The sequence below is a fragment of the Natrononativus sp. DTA114 genome (genome assembly GCF_059736515.1).
This window is the reverse complement of sequence record NZ_JCASSN010000003.1, coordinates 152321-168188: the sequence shown is the minus strand read 5'-3', so window position 1 is coordinate 168188 and position 15868 is coordinate 152321. Positions and strand designations below refer to the sequence as shown.

Below are 15868 nucleotides of genomic sequence, written 5' to 3'. Positions count from 1 at the left end.
TTCTATGCTCCGTTCGATTTCGGCGACCGAATTCGATCGCCGTCGCCGTTCAACTCGTCAGCCGCTCGTACAGCCGATAGTCCTCCTCTTCGAGGCCGAGCACGAGCATAATTCCGACGTAGACAAGACAGCCGATCGCTCCACCGATCACTGCGAGCGCGACCGGTGGCAGCTCCTGGGGAAGCAGGGACGTTCGCAGCAGCGACAGCCCGAATAGCGTTACGGTCGCCGCAGCGATCGGCTTCAGGTACGCCAGCGAGTACGGCTGGTAGCGCTCGAGAACCCAAATTTCGATGAGACGCAGACAGTTGACGAACGCGAGCGTCGTCGCCGAGGCGATGGCGGCGCCGATGAACCCGTACTCGAGGATGAGGATGTAGTTCGCGACGACGTTGAGCGTTCCCAGGATCCATCGGTTGATCATCACGACGTACTGGTGGTCGGTCATCATGAGCATGTAGCCGCTCGGTCCGACCGCGTTTCGGGTGAGCTGTGCGAGGACGAACAGCGAGAGAACGGCGGTCCCGGCGACGAACTCCGGACCGAAGATGCCGAGCACCTCCTCGCGAAAGACGAAGATGACGACTGCGGGAAGGAGGCTCAACGAGAAGCTCCACCGCGTCACCGTGCTGAACATCGTCTGGAGTTCGTCGCGGCTCTCGCGGGCGTGCAGTTTCGACGCGACCGGCGGGAAGAGCTGGTTCAGACCCGTAAGCGGCAACCCGAGGACCGTCGCGATCGAGATGGCGATCGCGTACACCGCGACCTCGACGTCACCGAGGAAAAACCCCACCATCAGTCGGTCGACCTGGGTGTACAGAAGTGCACCCGCCGCCGTCAGCGTGAGCGGAACCGAGTAGTTGTAGAACCGAAAGAGTTCGTCGCGATCCCTGAGAAGCGTCAGTGAAACGGTGATCTTTCGGAAGAAGATCGTGACGGCGACGACCAGCGCGAGTCCGGCGGCAAACGCGACAGCCCCACTGACACCGACGATCGAGGCACCGACGGCGAGAGCGACACCGACCGAGGTCACGTTCAGTACCGGGACGAGAACGTCGACAATCCCGATGTGATACTGGGCGTTTTCGTACGCCCGGAACACGTTCGCGACGACCTGTGTCAGGACCTGTAGCGGCAGGAAGACGGAAAATATCTTGAGAATCGCGGCGAACAGCGGGTTCTGGAGAGTGTAGTCGTTGATCGTCTCCGCGGTAAGAAAGAGCGTCGTCGCCACGAGCAGACTTCCGACGATCGCCGTGAACGCGGCGGTGCCGATGAACTTCCCCTGCGTTCGCCGATCGTCCTCGAACTCCGGGACGAACTTCATTATCGATTCGGTTGTCCCGAACCGGGCGAACACGCCCGCGATCGAAGTGATGGTCTGGGCGTAGGCGAACACGCCGTAGGCTGCGGCTCCCAGTGTCCGCGTGATGAGCAACTGGAGAGCGAAGTTGGCGACCGTGCTTATCCCTTTTCCGACCGCGAAGATGAGTGCGCCGTCGCTGACGATGTCCAGCGAGCTTTCCCCGTCGGCGTGTTCCGTGACCTCTTCTTCGGCCGTCTCTACCGGGTTACTCCCATCGGGCATTGTACTCGAGCGTGCTCACCGAAGGTAACCCAGCGATTCGAGCCGCTCTTCGACGTCTTCAGTCGTGTCACCCATCCCGAGATTCGCACCGACGTCGGAGAGTTCGTCGAAGGCCTGTGAGACGACGCCGTGAGCGTTCGGTTCGCGGACGATCGAGCGCTGGGCGTCGAGGATTTCGACGGTTGCCTCGTCGTCGGCGTGGCTGGTGTGCTTTAGAACCGAGTCCCCGTCGTTCCGGTAAACTGCCCGCCACGCACCGATGTAGTCCTCTTTGTCGACGTTTTCGGGGAGTATATCTCCGGGTTCGGGAACCCGGTAGGTCGACGCGAGAACCGTTTCCTTTTCGGGAACGAACGACGCGTCGGATTCCGCCCGGAGCACCGACCGGACGACGTTGGGGAACTCCACCAGCGAGGCGACCTCGTCGACACGTTCGCCCGCCGTCTGTCCCGGCTCCTTGACGAGCAACGGAACGTGCGTCTGGCACTCGTGAATACCCCAGCTGTGATCCGACAGCCGGATTCCCGGCGACACCTGGCTGTACTCACCGAACGCCTCGCCGTGGTCGCTCGTGACCACGACGAGGGTATCGTCGAGCGCGCCCCCCTGTGCCAGCGTGCTGAACAGCTCCTCCACCGCGGCGTCCGCCTGGCGGATACACTCGTCGTACAGGTACTCGAGCGCCTCGAGCGCCCACCAGTCACCGTTCGTAAGCAGGTGGTGTGCGGGGATGTCCTGAAACCGGTCGTGAACGGCGCGGAGTTCGTCGTCGTCCAGCATATGAAACTCCGGGAGGGCGCGGTACGGATAGTGCGCGTCCATCAGGTTGAGACACGCAGCCCACTGGCCGGACTGGCGTTCCTGCCAGTCGAAGAAGTGCTGGATGTACCGTTCGCCGCTCTCGCGCTCCGGATCGTGAGACGACCCCGGCGTGAACCGGTGTTCGAGCCCGTTGAGAATCGAGCGGAGCGGGTGGGGGTGGTTGAGCGACTCCTGGAGGTAGCGTCGAGGAGTTACCTCCCCGTCGATCTCCATCGGATCGAGCCCCGACTGAAAGCGGCGGTACCGACTCGGTCCGACGGTCGTATCGAACTGATCGTCGAGATTCGACGCCATCGTAATCACCGCGTTCGGCGTGAACAGTCCGGTCGAATAGTCGAACTCCTCGGCGAGTTCGGTCCAGATACTCGTCGCAGGATCGTGCTGGGACTCGTGCTCGACGACGTTGTGCTCTTCGACGTGGTATCCCGAGAAGATGCTGACGTGACTGGCGATACTGTGAATGCTGGGAGCGCGCGCCTGCTCGTACACCGTCGCCTCCTCTGCGAGCGACTCGAGGGCGGGGGTCGTGTCCCGCGGATGGTCGTGAAGGCTGGTATTCTTCGCCCGCACGCTATCCAGAATAACAAGAAGAACGTTCGGAAGAGCCATAGCGGTTCTACAACAAACAGTCGGTATAAGTGTGTCGGAGCCCGTCGAATAGGAGTATTTACCGCTACCACGCGATCGTGATAGTGAAAACGAACTACTCGAGTGACGTTTCCGTCTCTGAGACGGGAGCGTACCGATTCCGGTCTTCGGACTCCTCGCCCGCGTCGGCCGTCAGCCGCCGGTGCGTTCGCACGAGCGTGGCGACCGCGATCGACAGCCCCGAGAGCCAGAGAGCGATGCCGAGGGCGGTTGCCACAACGCCGGGCACGAACCCGGGGTGAACCCACCCTTCGACCAGCGCAACGCCGGCGGCGTACACGCAGGCTGCGCTCCCGAGTCCGAGCAGCCGTCTTCCGGCGCCGGGACGCAGCTCGTCTGCCTCCTCGTAGTCGGGGTGAAACGCCCGCAAAAGCGTGAAGCCGGCGAGAACGAACGCGCCGCTGAGCCAGTGCCAGCCACCGGAGTCAGTAAGCGGTATCGCGGCGGTGATCCCCTCGACGAGGAAGTAGAATCCGGCCCACCCCCGCACCAGTCGACGGGCACTGTCACGGACCCCGTCCGAGAACACCCGATCGTGATTGACGTAGTAGAAACCAAGCGCGACGCAGGTCAGTGACAGACCACCGAGAACGCTCGCGACGAATCGGCCTACGACGCCGTCAGCCGACAGCAAAGCCACGACGAAAAACCCGGCGAGAACAGCACCGAGGCCGAACGACGCGAGCACTCGCCGCTGGAGAAACCCGTTCATTACTGCCGACTATCACGAACCCGTCAAAATAGATCGCGGTCGAGACAACGCGTACTGGAACTCGAGGAAACGGTCGAACGCGTGACTCAGCGGACGTCGGTTACGCGTGTCTGTTCGTGGTCCGGAAACAGTTCGGCGACCGCGCGCTCACCGTCCTCGGCAGCAATCCGTGCCCGAAGCTCCGCCTCGTAGTCGGCGCGGGTGATCTCCTCGCTCGGGCCGGCGGTAACGTCGAGTGTGGCGTCGACGAGGCGGTCGACCGCGTTTCGCCCGAAGCCCGACAGCGGCGCGATGTAGTTGACGCCGTGTCGGTCCTCGAGGCTCTGAGCCTGGGCTCGAGACACCGTCGGCACCCGGTCGTCCCGGCGGGTGCCGTCGGCGACGGCGTCGAACCCGTTTGCGGCGACCGTCTCGAGGGCGTGCTGGTGGACCAGCTGAATCCCGTTGCGGGGAAAGCCGTCCTCGCGGATCCGTTCGGTGGCCTCGGCGGCGACCTCGGGGTCGAGTGCGAGCCGTTCGAAGTCGAAGCCGGCCGTTTCGGCGGTCTCACGGGCGTGTTTCCAGTCGTCGGTGATCCCGAAGTGGGCCGTAACGAGCGTGACGTCGTAGAACTCGTCGAGCAGCAACGCTGCGAGCGTCGAATCTTTCCCACCGCTGTACAGCAGTCCCAGCCGCATCACCGGCGCTGAATGTCGAAGCTCTTCTTTTCGGGCTGGAGCTCTTTGAGAAGACTCTTCATCTGTGCGTCGTCGATCTTCCCCTGAATGCGGCCGCTCTGGGCCAGCGCGACGACCTGACGTTCGACCTGCTCGCCGAACTGCTGTTTGCTCATTTTGACCGTATTGAGCCGCTTTCTGGCGTCGTCGGTGAGGTACTGTCGAAGGATCGCCTGTTTCTGGGCGTCGGCCTGCTGTTTGGCCGCTTCCTGGGCCTCCTCGTTCTGTTGCTGGCCGGCCTGATCCTGGAGCTGTTCCATCTTCTTCCGGCGCAGTTCCTCCAGTTCGTCCTCGTCGGGAGCGTCGCTCATGAATCAGTGTTGTCTGTGCCAGGGGAAAATGATTACGGACCGTGCCCTCGCTCGGTGCAGAAACCGCGAATACGACCGCGAACGTCGAAAAAACGTCTTAGGCGTAGCGCTCGAGTTCCGGGCGGTCGAGCTCTTCGAGAACGTTGCCGGCGGTTTCGTCGAGAAGGCTGCGCCCCTCGGCGGTGATACGTCGTCCCTCACCCTCTGCAGTCTCGACGAGGTCCTCTTCCTCGAGCTGCTGGAGGATGGTCCGGATGACGTTTCGCGAGCCGTCGGCCCGGCGGTCGGGGACGGACTGGTAGCGGGTCGAACCGCTCTTACCGCCGCCGTACTCGGTTGCCAGCCGGCTCACACCGACGGGGCCGGTGTCGGCGACCTTGCGCAGCAGACTTGCCGCACGGATCGCCCAGAAGTTCTCCTGTTCGGGTGGGAGTTCGCGGTCGACACCGGTCTTGGTGAACTGTGCCCAGTCGGGCTCCTCGAGTCGGTCCTCGAAGTCGTCAGCGAGCGCCTCGATGAGGGCGTCCGCCGGAACGTCGTACATCGTAGCCATTGGCGGTTGGTTCCCTTCGGCGGCATTTAAGGCCATCGTTGTCCACTCGCGGGCGTGGCGCCGTCTGCCCGGACAGCACGACGACCGGTTCGCTTTTCGCCCTCGACTCGAGAGGATGAGTATGGACGAACGCGCCGCCCTGGCGCTGCTTTCGAGCGAACTCGAGCCGGTTGGCGACGATGCGGCCGTCATCGACGGCCTCGTGGTTACGATCGACATGCTCCACGAGCGGACCGACTTTCCGGTCGGAACGAGCCGCTATACGGCCGGCTGGCGGTCGGTCGGCGCCTCCCTCTCGGATGTCGCCGCGATGGGTGCCGAGGCGACCGCCGCCGTCGCCGCCTACGCGGCCCCCGAGTTCGACGAGGACGAACTGCTGGCGTTCGTTCGTGGCGCCCGGGACGTCTGCGAGCGCGTCGGTTCGCGCTACGTCGGGGGAGACCTGGACGGTCACGACGAGTTCACCGTCGCCTCGACGGCGCTCGGTCGCGTCGACGACCCGGTCCACCGCTCGGGCGCTCGCGTCGGCGACCGCGTCTGCGTCACGGGCACGCTCGGCCGGAGCGCAGCAGCCCTCGAGCTGTTCGAACACGCCAGCGAAACCGGCGACGAGGCCGCTCGAGAGCGGGCGAACGAACTGTTTCGGTTCGAGCCACGCGTGACAGCCGGTCGAGCGCTGGCCCCCCACGCGAGCGCGATGATGGACTCGAGCGACGGACTCGCCCGGTCGCTCCACCAGCTTTCGGAGGCGAGTGGCTGCGGGTTCGCCATCCGAGCAGAGCGGGTGCCGGTCGCCGAGTCGCTCTCGAAACTCGCCGACGAGAAGCGGGCGCTCGAGCGGGCACTGACGTTCGGTGAGGACTTCGAACTCGTCTGTACGATCCCCGAATCGGCGCTCGAAGCCGCACGCGGAGCGGTTTCGGAGCCGCTTGCGGTGCTCGGCGAGGTAGTCGAAGACGGTGTGACGCTCGACGGCGAGGCGCTCGCGGATCGCGGGTATACTCACGGTGACTCCTGATCCCGGCGAGCCGGGACCTCGGAGTTAGCCGACGATTGCGATCGGAACCGGCATGAAACAGAGGATTCCGAGCGCGAACGTGACGAGTCCGAGAAGGAACCGACCGGTCCCCAGCCGGTCGTCGTTGACGGGCCGTGCGGGACCGACGGCTGCGATGAGCGCCGCGAACAGCCCCCAGAACACCCAGATGAACACCGAGTTACCGCTCTCGCCGCCGACGTAGTAGAGATACGCCGCCAGGCCGAAGAGGACGCCGGGAACGAGGGCGGCCACCGTCTCCTGGCGGTCGCCGGCCATCGCCCGGAGGATGTGGCCGCCGTCGAGCTGTCCGACGGGGATCAGGTTGAGAAACGTGATGAACATCCCGACCCAGCCGCCGATGACGACCGGGTTGACCGCCGTCGCGGGGTCGTCGCGGTACAGCGGCTGATCGACGACGGCAGCGAGGAACTCGAGCAGCGGCGGATACCCCAGCCGGATCTGGATCGAATCGGGGCTGTCGACGAGCCCCGGCGGCGCGGTCACCGGCTGCATGTGGAGGCCGATTACCGTGACGACGACGGTCGCGACCAGCCCCGCGAGCGGCCCCGCGACGCCGATGTCGAACAGCGCCTTCCGGTCGGGCATCCGACCTTTCATCTTGATCACCGCGCCCATCGTCCCGATCAGCGTCGGCACCGGCAGGAAGTACGGCAACGAGGCGTCCACCTTGTGATAGCGGCTCATCACGTAGTGGCCCATCTCGTGGACGCCCAGCACGCCGAGAATTGCCACCGTAAACGGCCACGCTTCGAGGACGGCACCGGTGGGGTCCTCGAGCGGGTTGACGTAGTACCACTGGGCACCGGCGAACAGCGTCGAGGCCACCGTCGCCAGAAACAGGACGACGTTGGTCCAGGGGATTCCGTCGACGCCGACGTCGATCGGTTCCGCGACGAGGACGTACTCGCCCCGTTGGGCGGTGAGTTCTACCTCGTAGCCGGCCTCGCGAAACGCCGGCCAGAGTTCGTGCATCATCGCCTCCGGGGAGCGACGCGGGTCGCCGTAGTACAGCAGTTGCTCGCCGTCGGTACGGGTCTCGTAGACGGCGAAGACCGACTCGATCAGGTCGCGAGGAGGGCCATCAGTGTCCACAGCTCCCGTATTCCGGGAACCGCCGTCGCTCGAGCGGGTCGACCGCTCCGCATCATCCATCATCGGTGGTTCGGTACCGGGCGGTATAAATCGACTGCCGTGGCTCGAGTCGAAGTGAGAATCGGGGAACGTGCCGGGTGGCGTGGGGGGTACGCGCCGGCACAGTATCGAGACGCCTCCCGGATGCGTGAAGGGGAGCACGCACCGACGTGGCGTCGACTGCGACGTGGAGTTGAGTGGAGTGTCGTCGATGGCGACAGGGTTAGGCGTGGTCGACGCGCCAGGTTGTCGCGCTCGTGTACGACCACTTCTCGATCTCGAGATCGGTCGCGGACTCGGAGAGTTTGACCATGAGCGCGCCGATTTCTTTGGGGGAGAGTCCGACATCGTCGGCGATGAACTTACCTTTGAAGTAGAGCTCACCGTCGTCGACGCGGTTGCGCAGGTAGCGCTTGAGGCGGCGTTCTTTGCTTTCCGTGGAGGGTTGGGCTGTCGTGCTCATCGACAACTACCCCTATCAGCCGGGATATGTTATAAAGGAAGGATGCTTTGGAGTTTTTCGATTGTCTTCAAGAACGGGAGATCTATCCGACGTTTTATCTCGATTTACCCAACCCTTTACGAGGGGTCCATATCTCCGTAGAAGTTTTAAAATCGAATCTAAGGCCGTAACTAGAGAAGCCCACATCTCGCGCCCATGAGCCGTCGACGTACCACGCCGACTCTATGTTCCAAGCCCATGCCATTAGAGATAAACGAAAAGAAACGTGTCAGGACTGCTGGTGGACCCAGAACTCCTCGTCAACCGTCACCTCTTTTTTGAACAGCGGTACCTCGTCCTTCAGCCGGTTAATGCCGTCCTCGACCGTCCGAAACGCCTCTTCGCGGTGGCCGGCCAGGACGACGACGAACACGATGTCCTCGCCGTCGCGCACGACGCCGGTCCGGTGGTGGAGTTCCACCGCGTAAACGCCGTCTCGGGCCTCGAGGTCCGCTTTCAACGCCGCCATCCGCTCGTCGGCGACTCCCTCGTACTTCTCGAACTCGAGGTACTCCGTGCGCGCGTCGTCGGCCGCGTCCTTCGCTCGTACGCGGCCCGTGAACGTCGCGATCGCACCCGACCGATCTGCGTCGGGTGACGCTTTCACCCTGGCGACCAGCGACTCGAGCGTCTCGTAGGGTTCAGTCTCGAGGAGGGCGTCGACGACCGCGTCGTAGTCGAGATCCGCGGGGTCGGCGGCAGTCGCGAGAACGTGGGCGTTCCCGGCGTCGGTCTCGGGGCCGACCGCGACGGCGGGGTAGCGAAGCGAGGGAACGCCGACGACGACCGCGAACGAGCAGTCGACGGCGAGATCCGCCAGCGCGTCGGTGACCGAGATGCCGGTCCCGCAGGCGGTCCAGTCGCCGTCGACGCCGAGATCGTAGGTGACGTCGCCGCCGGGTGTCATCCCGTCGTCGCGAAGCGCCGCTCGCCCGTCGGCGATCGTTGCGTCGTAGCGGACGACGCCGACGCGCCCGCGTGCCGAGAGTCGATCGACGAACTGGCCGACGGTGCGCTCGAGGCCGTCGTCGTCTACACCCCTGTCGAGGACGCCGAGTACGTACATAGCTGGAACGTGGTCGGCTCGAGGTTTGTAGCTATCGCCGCGGTCGCCGCCGGAATCGGCGTTGGCAACCCTTAAGATTGCAACCCGGTTAGACCGCGGTAGCATGAAAGTGGTCGTCTCCATCGGTGGGAGTGTGCTCGTCCCCGAACCGGGTTCGCATCGGGTCGAATCACACGCCGCCGTCGTCGAAGATCTCGTTTCGGATGGCTGTCGCGTCGGTGCCGTCGTGGGGGGCGGCGGCGTCGCCCGCGACTACATCGGTGCCGCTCGCGACCTCGGCGCAAACGAGATCGAACTCGATCAGATCGGAATCGACGTCACGCGCCTCAACGCCCGCCTGCTCATCGCCGCGCTGGGCGAGGACGCGGTGACTGCGCCCGTCCGAGACTACGAAACCGCCGGTGACGCGCTCCGGCAGGGTGACGTCTGCGTGATGGGTGGCGTCGCCCCCGCACAGACCACCGACGCCGTCGGCGCCGCCCTCGCGGAGTACGTCAACGCCGACCTGCTCGTCTACGCCACGAGCGTCCCCGGCGTCTACAGCGACGACCCCAACGAGACCGAGGACGCGACGAAGTACGACGATCTCTCGGCGACCGAACTCGTCGACGTTATCGCGGGCCTCGAGATGAACGCCGGCGCCTCCGCACCCGTCGACCTGCTGGCGGCGAAGATCATCGAGCGCTCGGGAATGCGAACCATCGTCCTCGACGGCACCGACCCCGATCGCATCGCCCGCGCGGTTCGCCACGGCGACCACGAGGGAACGGACGTCGTACCGGAGGACGTCGGCGCCGAGCCGACCTACTGGGCCAGCGATGAGCACTGAGGAAACCGCGGGCGACGGCGAAGCGAACGGGAACGCGGACGCAGAGAGTCCGTACACGCTCCAGGCAGAACGAGAGTCCGGGGAGGGTGGCCACCACGTCTTCTGGGCCGACGAGGTTGCGGATCGCGTCGAAGCGCGCGACCCCGAGGAACCCATCGTCATCAAGGGCGGCATCTCGCCCTCCGGGGTTCCTCACCTGGGGAACATGAACGAGATCATGCGCGGCTACTACGTCGCCGAAGTGTTGCGCGAGCGCGGCCACGAGGTCCGGCAGGTGTTCACCGCCGACGACCGCGATCCGCTCCGTAAACTACCCCGCACGCTGTGTGACCTCGAGGGCACCCTCGTCGATCTGGGCGAGGTCAACGCGGGCGCGCTCGGGCGCAATCTCGGCTCGCCGTACACCGACATCCCCGATCCCTTCGGCTGCTGTGACTCCTACGGCGATCACTTCTCGCAGATCATCCAGGACAGCGCCGACGCCCTCGAGGTGCCCATCGACCTCGTCTCGACCACGGAACTGTACGAGAGCGGCGATCTGGATCCGGTGACGAGACACGTCCTCGAGAACCGGGAGACCGCCCGCGAGGTCCTCTCGAAGTACCAGGACAAGGTCGACGAGCAGTACGTCCCGTTCAACCCGATCTGTGCGGAGTGTGGCAAGGTCACCGAGACGATTACGGGAATCGATCTCGAGGCCGAAACCGTCGACTACCGCTGTACCGACATGGAGGCCGGCGACAGGACCATCGACGGCTGCGGCCACGAGGGGACCGCCACCTTCCGCGACGGAAAGATGCCCTGGCGGTTCGAGTGGCCCGGCCAATGGCAGGTGCTGGGCGTCGACTTCGAACCCTTCGGTAAGGACCACGCCGAGGGCTCCTGGCCGAGCGGCCAGGACGTCGCCCGCAACGTCCTCGGCATCGAGCCGCCGGTGCCGATGGTCTACGAGTGGTTCACCCTGGACGGCGAACCGTTCTCGTCCTCCGAGGGGAACGTGATCCTCGTCTCGGAGGTGCTCGAGTTGCTCGAGCCCGAGGTACTCCGGTACTTCTTCGCGAAGGACCCCGCGAAAGCGCGGGACTTCAGCGTCGAGCGCCTCGACCTGCTGGTCGACGAGTTCGACCGCTTCGAGGCGATCTACTTCGGCGAGGTGGAGGCGAGCGAGGACGAAAAGGCGTTCGCCGAGCGCGTCTATCCGTTGGTCGTGGAGGAACCGAGGCAGGAACGCATCCGCCTGCCCTACACCTTCGCTGCGGTGCTGGGGATGACCGACGACCCGGCTCTGCGCGAGGAGATCGCCCGGCGAGAGGGCCACGTTCCGGAGGGCGCACCGGAGTGGGCGATCGAGGGCGCCCTCGAGCGGGTCGAACGCGCCCGCAACTGGGCCAGACGGACCGAAAACGAGTTCGACTACGAACTCAAGCGAGCGGAGATACCCGACCACGAGTTCGACGAACCGACGGAGGCGGCGCTGGCCGACCTCGCGGCGTTCATCGAGGCGGGCCACGGCCCCGAGGAGATCCAGGGCGAGATCTACGAGGCCGCAAAGCGCCACGACGTCGACATCGGCGACTTCTTCGGCGCGGGCTACCGGCTGTTTTTCGACGAGAGCCAGGGGCCAAAGCTCGGCCCGTTCCTCGCGAAGGTCGACCGGGAGTTCGTCGTCGCTCGCCTGCGTCGCGAGCAGTAAGGCGTCGACCCCGAAACCCGTGTCATCGGGCGGTTCGGAGTCGACCACCCCAGACAAAAGCCCTTTGAGAGCGCCCGACCGAAGAGAGAGTAATGGAGTATGGGTCCCCCGTCTCAGTCACCCCCGCGTTCGTCGACGCCTTCGCGTCGAGTACGCTCACCTGGATCCTCGTCGGAATCGTCGCTTACTGGCTCGTAATCGTCACGCTCCGCAACAACGGCTTCCTCCCGAGCTACGTCGGCACGCAGGGGCCGATCCTGACGATCCACACGAAGCGTGGTAAGGCGTTCCTGGACTCGCTGTCCCGCCCGAAGCGGTTCTGGCGCGCCTGGGCGAACATGGGCGTCGGCATCGCCATCGTCGTGATGGGGAGCATGTTCGTCTTCCTCCTGGTGTCGGCGTACGCCGCCCTCTCGACACCGCAGCCCTCGACGGTCCAGCAGCCCCGGAACGTGCTTGTCATCCCCGGCGTCAACGATTTTCTCCCGCTGTCGGCCACTCCGGGAATCGTCTTCGGCCTGCTCGTCGGGCTGGTCGTCCACGAGGGCGGTCACGGTCTGCTCTGTCGCGTCGAGGACATCGAGATCGAATCGATGGGGGTCGCCATGCTCGCGTTGCTTCCGATCGGCGCGTTCGTCGAGCCCGACCAGGAGAGCAACAAGAAGGCCTCGAGGGGCGCCCAGACCCGAATGTTCGCCGCGGGAGTGACGTTCAATTTCGTCGTCACGCTGATCGCGTTCGCGCTGCTGTTCGGCCCCATCGCCGGCGCGATCACGCTCGCCCCCGGCGCGGCCGTCGGCGGCGTCGCTCCGGACTCGCCCGCCGCGGACGCCGGCCTCGAACCCAACGATCGGATCACCGCCATCGACGGCACGCCCGTCGAGGACAACGACGACCTGAGCGAGCGCCTCGAGGCCACCGACGGCGAGGAGGTGACCGTCGAGCGCAACGGTGACGACGAGATCACGTTCCAGCGCTCCGCGGTCGTCCGGGCGGCGATCGAAGATGGACCCTCGGGCGTCGCCGTCGGCGACTCGATCGTCGCCGTCGACGGCCAGTCGGTGGCGACCGAGCGCGGTTTCTTCGACGCCGTCGGCGACGAGGAGGTCGTCGAACTCACCCTCGAGCGCGCTGACGGCGAACAGGCCACCACTGAAGTGCCGATCGGTGCCGCCGTCGACGTCGAGGACGGCCCGCTCTCTGAGGCGGGTGCACCGGCGGGTGAGACGCTCGTCATCACCGAGTACGACGGCGAGCGCATCCAGTCGTGGGGAGACCTCGAGAGCCAGTTGCAGGCCTCGAGCCCCGACGAGGAGGTGACCGTCGCCGGCTACCTCGACGGCGAGCGCGTCGAGTACCAGGTCACGCTGGGCGAGCACCCCCAGACCGGCACCGGCTACCTCGGCATCCTCGGCAGCTCCGGTGTCTCCGGCTTCTCGATCGCCGACATCGGCGTTCAGCTCTACCCCGCAGAGGAGTACCTCGTCATCCTCGGCGGCGAGGGCGACGGCCAGTTCGGGGCAGTAACGGACACCTACCTCGGGAAGATCGGCCTCGTGCTCTTCCTGCCGATTATCGCCGTCATCGGCCTGCTTCCGTTCAACTTCGCCGGCTTTACCGGCGGGATACAGAACTTCTACGAGGTGCAGGGGTCGCTGGGCGTTCTCGGCGAACCGGTCGTCTTCTTGCTCGCGAACCTGCTGTTCTGGACTGGCTGGATCAACGTCCAACTGGGCTTCTTCAACTGCATCCCCGCGTTCCCGCTCGACGGGGGCCACATCCTCCGGACGAGTACGGAGGCGGTCGTCTCGAGGCTCCCCATCGACGCCACCCGCGGCATGGTCCGGACCGTGACGACTTCGGTCGGACTGGCGATGCTCGCGAGTTTCCTGTTGATGCTGTTCGGTCCGCAGTTGCTCGCGGGCTGAGACGGTCTACAGTAACTTGTTCCCGGCGACCGCGAGAGGGTTGTCGTCGCTTCGGGGCCGACGTGATAGCCCGTACTAACCGGACGGAAGGTCAGCCCTCGTACTCGAGGCCGTGGCGGCTGTAGAACTCCTCGGGCGTCTCCTCGATGCGCTCGAACTCGGTGTCGAAGTAGTAGTCGTGGTGGCGGATCAGCTGTTCGACGATCCAGGCGCTGAACTCCTCGTTGAACTGCCACTCGCCCTCGAGGTCCGGGATCTCGAAGCGCTCGTCGGTCGAGAAGGCGGCGTAGACGTGAAAGAACCCCAGAATAACGTCGGCGAAGTCGTGGGCCTTCTCGGCGCCGGATTCGCGTCGTTCGGCGAGTTCCTCGGCGCCGGCGTCAGTGAGTTCGAAGTACTTCCGATCGGGTTCGTCCTCGCGTTCGATCCGTTCGGCCCAACCCTTCTCCTCGAACTTGTAGAGGATGGGGTAGACGGAGCCGTACGACGGTTCCCAGTGGCCACCACTGATGTCACGGATCTCCTTTAAGATCTCGTACCCGTAGCGCGGCTTCTCTTCTAACAACTCGAGGACGAGATAGGCGATGAGTCCTTTCGGCGGCCCACTTTTCCGCATGGTAGTCGTGATTCAAACGGGCGTACATAAAGGGTTTCGGTCGCCCGCACGCTCCGTGATGCCATGTCGCGACCCGAGACGACCGAAATCTGTCGATTCGCCTGAATCCCGCCGCCGTCCGACGAGGGAAAACCGTTCCTTATTCACCGCTCCGGCCGAACCCGCGTCTATGGACAGACGCAGACCCCCACAGACCGAGGAAGGCTGGTACGTGCTCCACGACTTCCGCACAGTCGACTGGGACGCCTGGCGGGACGCTCCCGAGCGCCGCCGGTCGCGGGCGATCGAAGACGGTGTCGACTATCTCGGCGCCTGCGAACGACTCGCGGACGCCGACGAAGGCGGTTCGGCGACGTTCGCCGTGCTGGGCCACAAGGCGGATCTGCTGGTCCTGCATCTCCGGCCGTCGCTCGAGGATCTCGACGTGCTCGAGCGCCGGTTCGAACACACCGCCCTCGCCGAGTTCACCGAACGCGTCGACTCGTATCTCTCGGTGACGGAGGTCTCGGGCTACATGTCCGAGGACTACTTCGACGACGAGTCGGAGGTCGAGGACACGGGGATGGCTCGCTACATCGAGTCCCGGTTGAAACCCGAGATCCCCGACTCGGAGTACGTCAGCTTCTACCCGATGGACAAACGCCGCGGCGACGAGCACAACTGGTACGATCTCTCCTTCGAGGAGCGATCCGAGTACATGTCCGGCCACGGCGAGATCGGCAAGGGGTACGCCGGCCGGGTCACCCAGATCATCTCGGGCAGCGTCGGCCTGGACGACTACGAGTGGGGGATCACCCTCTTCGCCGACGACCCCACCGACATCAAGGAACTGCTGTACGAGATGCGCTTCGATCCCTCGAGTTCGCGCTTCGGCGAGTTCGGCCGGTTCCTCTTCGGCCGCCGGTTCGCCCCCGAGAACCTCGGGGCGTACCTCGCTGGCGAACAGGTCCCGAAGGAGGCCGCCAACGGCCCGCACGGCGGTCACGGCAGCGGCCACCCACACGCCGATGAAACGTCGGATGGGCATCCACACGGTGACTCGAGCGGCCACCACGATCACGCACACGGTGGCGATGACGAGGAAGCCGGCGGAGACGACGGCGACGGCATCCGCGGCGAACTCGAGGAGATGGGCGTCTACGGCGGGAAACCCCACGGCGAGGACGGCCACGCGGTCGTGCTCTACTCCGCGGCCGACCCCGACGAACTGTTCGAGGAGGTCGACGGCCTGCGGACGAACTTCGACCACTACGACAGCCACGTGAAGACGGCCGTCTACGGAAGCGAGGGCGACGGCGACGAAACCGCCGTCGTCAGTCTCTGGGAAACCGAGCGGGCGGCGACCACAGCTGCGGGCTTCCTCGCCGACCTCCCGGATATCGTCCGGCAAGCGGGGGATGACGAGGACGACTCCTGGGGAACGATGGGGATGTTCTACACCATCAAACCCGACTACCGCGAGGACTTCGTCGGCACCTTCGAGGAGGTCGGTGAGGCGCTCGAGGGAATGGACGGCCACCGGAAGACGACGCTGCTCGTCAACCGCGAGGACGAGAACGACACGTTCATCGCCAGCCGCTGGGACTCCCGCGAGGACGCGATGGCGTTCTTCCGCAGCGACGCGTTCTCCGAGACCGTCGAGTGGGGCCGAGACGTTCTCGCCGATCGGCCGCGACACGTGTTCCTCGCCTAA

The 15868-nt window shown here is 65.1% G+C and carries 15 protein-coding genes; 5 read left to right on the top strand and 10 right to left on the bottom strand.

Features of this window, described 5'->3' with window-relative positions:
• Positions 1 to 49 precede the first annotated feature (49 nt).
• From AC6I6S_RS10790 to AC6I6S_RS10765, 6 genes are all read right to left on the bottom strand, one after another.
• A complete protein-coding gene (locus tag AC6I6S_RS10790) occupies positions 50 to 1588 on the bottom strand; it encodes a flippase (RefSeq protein WP_497950055.1) in 1539 nt (512 codons plus the stop codon).
• Between the two features lie 15 nt (positions 1589 to 1603).
• Positions 1604 to 3019, bottom strand: coding sequence for a sulfatase-like hydrolase/transferase (locus AC6I6S_RS10785; RefSeq protein ID WP_497950053.1), 1416 nt, complete (start codon positions 3017 to 3019; stop codon positions 1604 to 1606).
• A 94-nt stretch (positions 3020 to 3113) separates the two neighbouring features.
• Positions 3114 to 3770 carry a hypothetical protein gene (locus AC6I6S_RS10780; protein ID WP_497950052.1) on the bottom strand — a complete coding sequence of 219 codons (657 nt, stop codon included), beginning with the start codon at positions 3768 to 3770 and terminating at the stop codon, positions 3114 to 3116.
• 86 nt (positions 3771 to 3856) lie between these two features.
• The gene (locus tag AC6I6S_RS10775) at positions 3857 to 4447 is read right to left on the bottom strand and encodes a DUF7411 family protein (RefSeq protein ID WP_497951470.1); all 591 of its coding nucleotides are present in this window, start codon (positions 4445 to 4447) and stop codon (positions 3857 to 3859) included.
• Positions 4447 to 4797 (bottom strand): DNA-binding protein, encoded by a 351-nt coding sequence (locus tag AC6I6S_RS10770; RefSeq protein ID WP_497950051.1) that lies wholly within the window; start codon positions 4795 to 4797, stop codon positions 4447 to 4449. The genes AC6I6S_RS10775 and AC6I6S_RS10770 overlap by 1 nt, the downstream gene beginning before the upstream one ends.
• A 97-nt stretch (positions 4798 to 4894) precedes the next feature.
• Entirely contained in the window at positions 4895 to 5350 is a 456-nt protein-coding gene (locus tag AC6I6S_RS10765; protein ID WP_497950050.1) for a 30S ribosomal protein S19e, read from the bottom strand.
• Between the two features lie 121 nt (positions 5351 to 5471).
• Between AC6I6S_RS10765 and thiL the strand changes: the two genes are divergently transcribed.
• On the top strand, positions 5472 to 6368 hold the full coding sequence (thiL, locus tag AC6I6S_RS10760; protein WP_497950048.1) for a thiamine-phosphate kinase: 897 nt from the start codon (positions 5472 to 5474) through the stop codon (positions 6366 to 6368).
• A 24-nt stretch (positions 6369 to 6392) separates the two neighbouring features.
• On the opposite strand, the gene AC6I6S_RS10755 is transcribed toward thiL, so the two are convergent.
• From AC6I6S_RS10755 to AC6I6S_RS10745, 3 genes are all read right to left on the bottom strand, one after another.
• Entirely contained in the window at positions 6393 to 7562 is a 1170-nt protein-coding gene (locus tag AC6I6S_RS10755) for a site-2 protease family protein (RefSeq protein WP_497950047.1), read from the bottom strand.
• A 202-nt stretch (positions 7563 to 7764) separates the two neighbouring features.
• Complete coding sequence (locus AC6I6S_RS10750; protein WP_497950046.1) at positions 7765 to 8004, bottom strand: DUF7123 family protein; 240 nt, start codon at positions 8002 to 8004, stop codon at positions 7765 to 7767.
• A 268-nt stretch (positions 8005 to 8272) separates the two neighbouring features.
• The gene (locus AC6I6S_RS10745) at positions 8273 to 9109 is read right to left on the bottom strand and encodes a molybdopterin synthase (RefSeq protein ID WP_497951469.1); all 837 of its coding nucleotides are present in this window, start codon (positions 9107 to 9109) and stop codon (positions 8273 to 8275) included.
• Positions 9110 to 9212: 103 nt separating this feature from the next.
• On the opposite strand from AC6I6S_RS10745, the gene pyrH reads away from it, so the two are divergent.
• The 3 genes from pyrH (at position 9213) to AC6I6S_RS10730 (ending at position 13559) form a co-directional block, all read left to right on the top strand.
• Positions 9213 to 9938, top strand: a complete 726-nt coding sequence (gene pyrH / locus AC6I6S_RS10740; RefSeq protein ID WP_497950045.1) for a UMP kinase — start codon at positions 9213 to 9215, stop codon at positions 9936 to 9938.
• The gene (lysS, locus tag AC6I6S_RS10735; protein WP_497950043.1) at positions 9928 to 11631 is read left to right on the top strand and encodes a lysine--tRNA ligase; all 1704 of its coding nucleotides are present in this window, start codon (positions 9928 to 9930) and stop codon (positions 11629 to 11631) included. Before pyrH ends, lysS begins: the two co-directional genes overlap by 11 nt.
• Before the next feature lie 92 nt (positions 11632 to 11723).
• A complete protein-coding gene (locus tag AC6I6S_RS10730; RefSeq protein WP_497950042.1) occupies positions 11724 to 13559 on the top strand; it encodes a site-2 protease family protein in 1836 nt (611 codons plus the stop codon).
• Positions 13560 to 13650: 91 nt separating this feature from the next.
• On the opposite strand, the gene AC6I6S_RS10725 is transcribed toward AC6I6S_RS10730, so the two are convergent.
• Complete coding sequence (locus tag AC6I6S_RS10725) at positions 13651 to 14175, bottom strand: PadR family transcriptional regulator (protein WP_497950041.1); 525 nt, start codon at positions 14173 to 14175, stop codon at positions 13651 to 13653.
• A 169-nt stretch (positions 14176 to 14344) separates the two neighbouring features.
• Here AC6I6S_RS10725 and AC6I6S_RS10720 point away from each other — a divergent pair, with 169 nt between their 5' ends.
• A complete protein-coding gene (locus tag AC6I6S_RS10720) occupies positions 14345 to 15868 on the top strand; it encodes a heme-binding protein (RefSeq protein ID WP_497950039.1) in 1524 nt (507 codons plus the stop codon).

What these genes read in the sequence shown, in the direction of transcription:
- AC6I6S_RS10750 (WP_497950046.1), bottom strand. Translation starts at nt 8,004, where the DNA reads ATGAGCACGACAGCCCAACCCTCCACGGAAAGCAAAGAACGCCGCCTC.
- AC6I6S_RS10765 (WP_497950050.1), bottom strand. Translation starts at nt 5,350, where the DNA reads ATGGCTACGATGTACGACGTTCCGGCGGACGCCCTCATCGAGGCGCTC.
- AC6I6S_RS10755 (WP_497950047.1), bottom strand. Translation starts at nt 7,562, where the DNA reads ATGGATGATGCGGAGCGGTCGACCCGCTCGAGCGACGGCGGTTCCCGG.
- pyrH (WP_497950045.1), top strand. Translation starts at nt 9,213, where the DNA reads ATGAAAGTGGTCGTCTCCATCGGTGGGAGTGTGCTCGTCCCCGAACCG.
- thiL (WP_497950048.1), top strand. Translation starts at nt 5,472, where the DNA reads ATGGACGAACGCGCCGCCCTGGCGCTGCTTTCGAGCGAACTCGAGCCG.
- AC6I6S_RS10790 (WP_497950055.1), bottom strand. Translation starts at nt 1,588, where the DNA reads ATGCCCGATGGGAGTAACCCGGTAGAGACGGCCGAAGAAGAGGTCACG.
- AC6I6S_RS10770 (WP_497950051.1), bottom strand. Translation starts at nt 4,797, where the DNA reads ATGAGCGACGCTCCCGACGAGGACGAACTGGAGGAACTGCGCCGGAAG.
- AC6I6S_RS10730 (WP_497950042.1), top strand. Translation starts at nt 11,724, where the DNA reads ATGGAGTATGGGTCCCCCGTCTCAGTCACCCCCGCGTTCGTCGACGCC.
- AC6I6S_RS10745 (WP_497951469.1), bottom strand. Translation starts at nt 9,109, where the DNA reads ATGTACGTACTCGGCGTCCTCGACAGGGGTGTAGACGACGACGGCCTC.
- AC6I6S_RS10775 (WP_497951470.1), bottom strand. Translation starts at nt 4,447, where the DNA reads ATGCGGCTGGGACTGCTGTACAGCGGTGGGAAAGATTCGACGCTCGCA.
- AC6I6S_RS10720 (WP_497950039.1), top strand. Translation starts at nt 14,345, where the DNA reads ATGGACAGACGCAGACCCCCACAGACCGAGGAAGGCTGGTACGTGCTC.
- AC6I6S_RS10780 (WP_497950052.1), bottom strand. Translation starts at nt 3,770, where the DNA reads ATGAACGGGTTTCTCCAGCGGCGAGTGCTCGCGTCGTTCGGCCTCGGT.
- lysS (WP_497950043.1), top strand. Translation starts at nt 9,928, where the DNA reads ATGAGCACTGAGGAAACCGCGGGCGACGGCGAAGCGAACGGGAACGCG.
- AC6I6S_RS10725 (WP_497950041.1), bottom strand. Translation starts at nt 14,175, where the DNA reads ATGCGGAAAAGTGGGCCGCCGAAAGGACTCATCGCCTATCTCGTCCTC.
- AC6I6S_RS10785 (WP_497950053.1), bottom strand. Translation starts at nt 3,019, where the DNA reads ATGGCTCTTCCGAACGTTCTTCTTGTTATTCTGGATAGCGTGCGGGCG.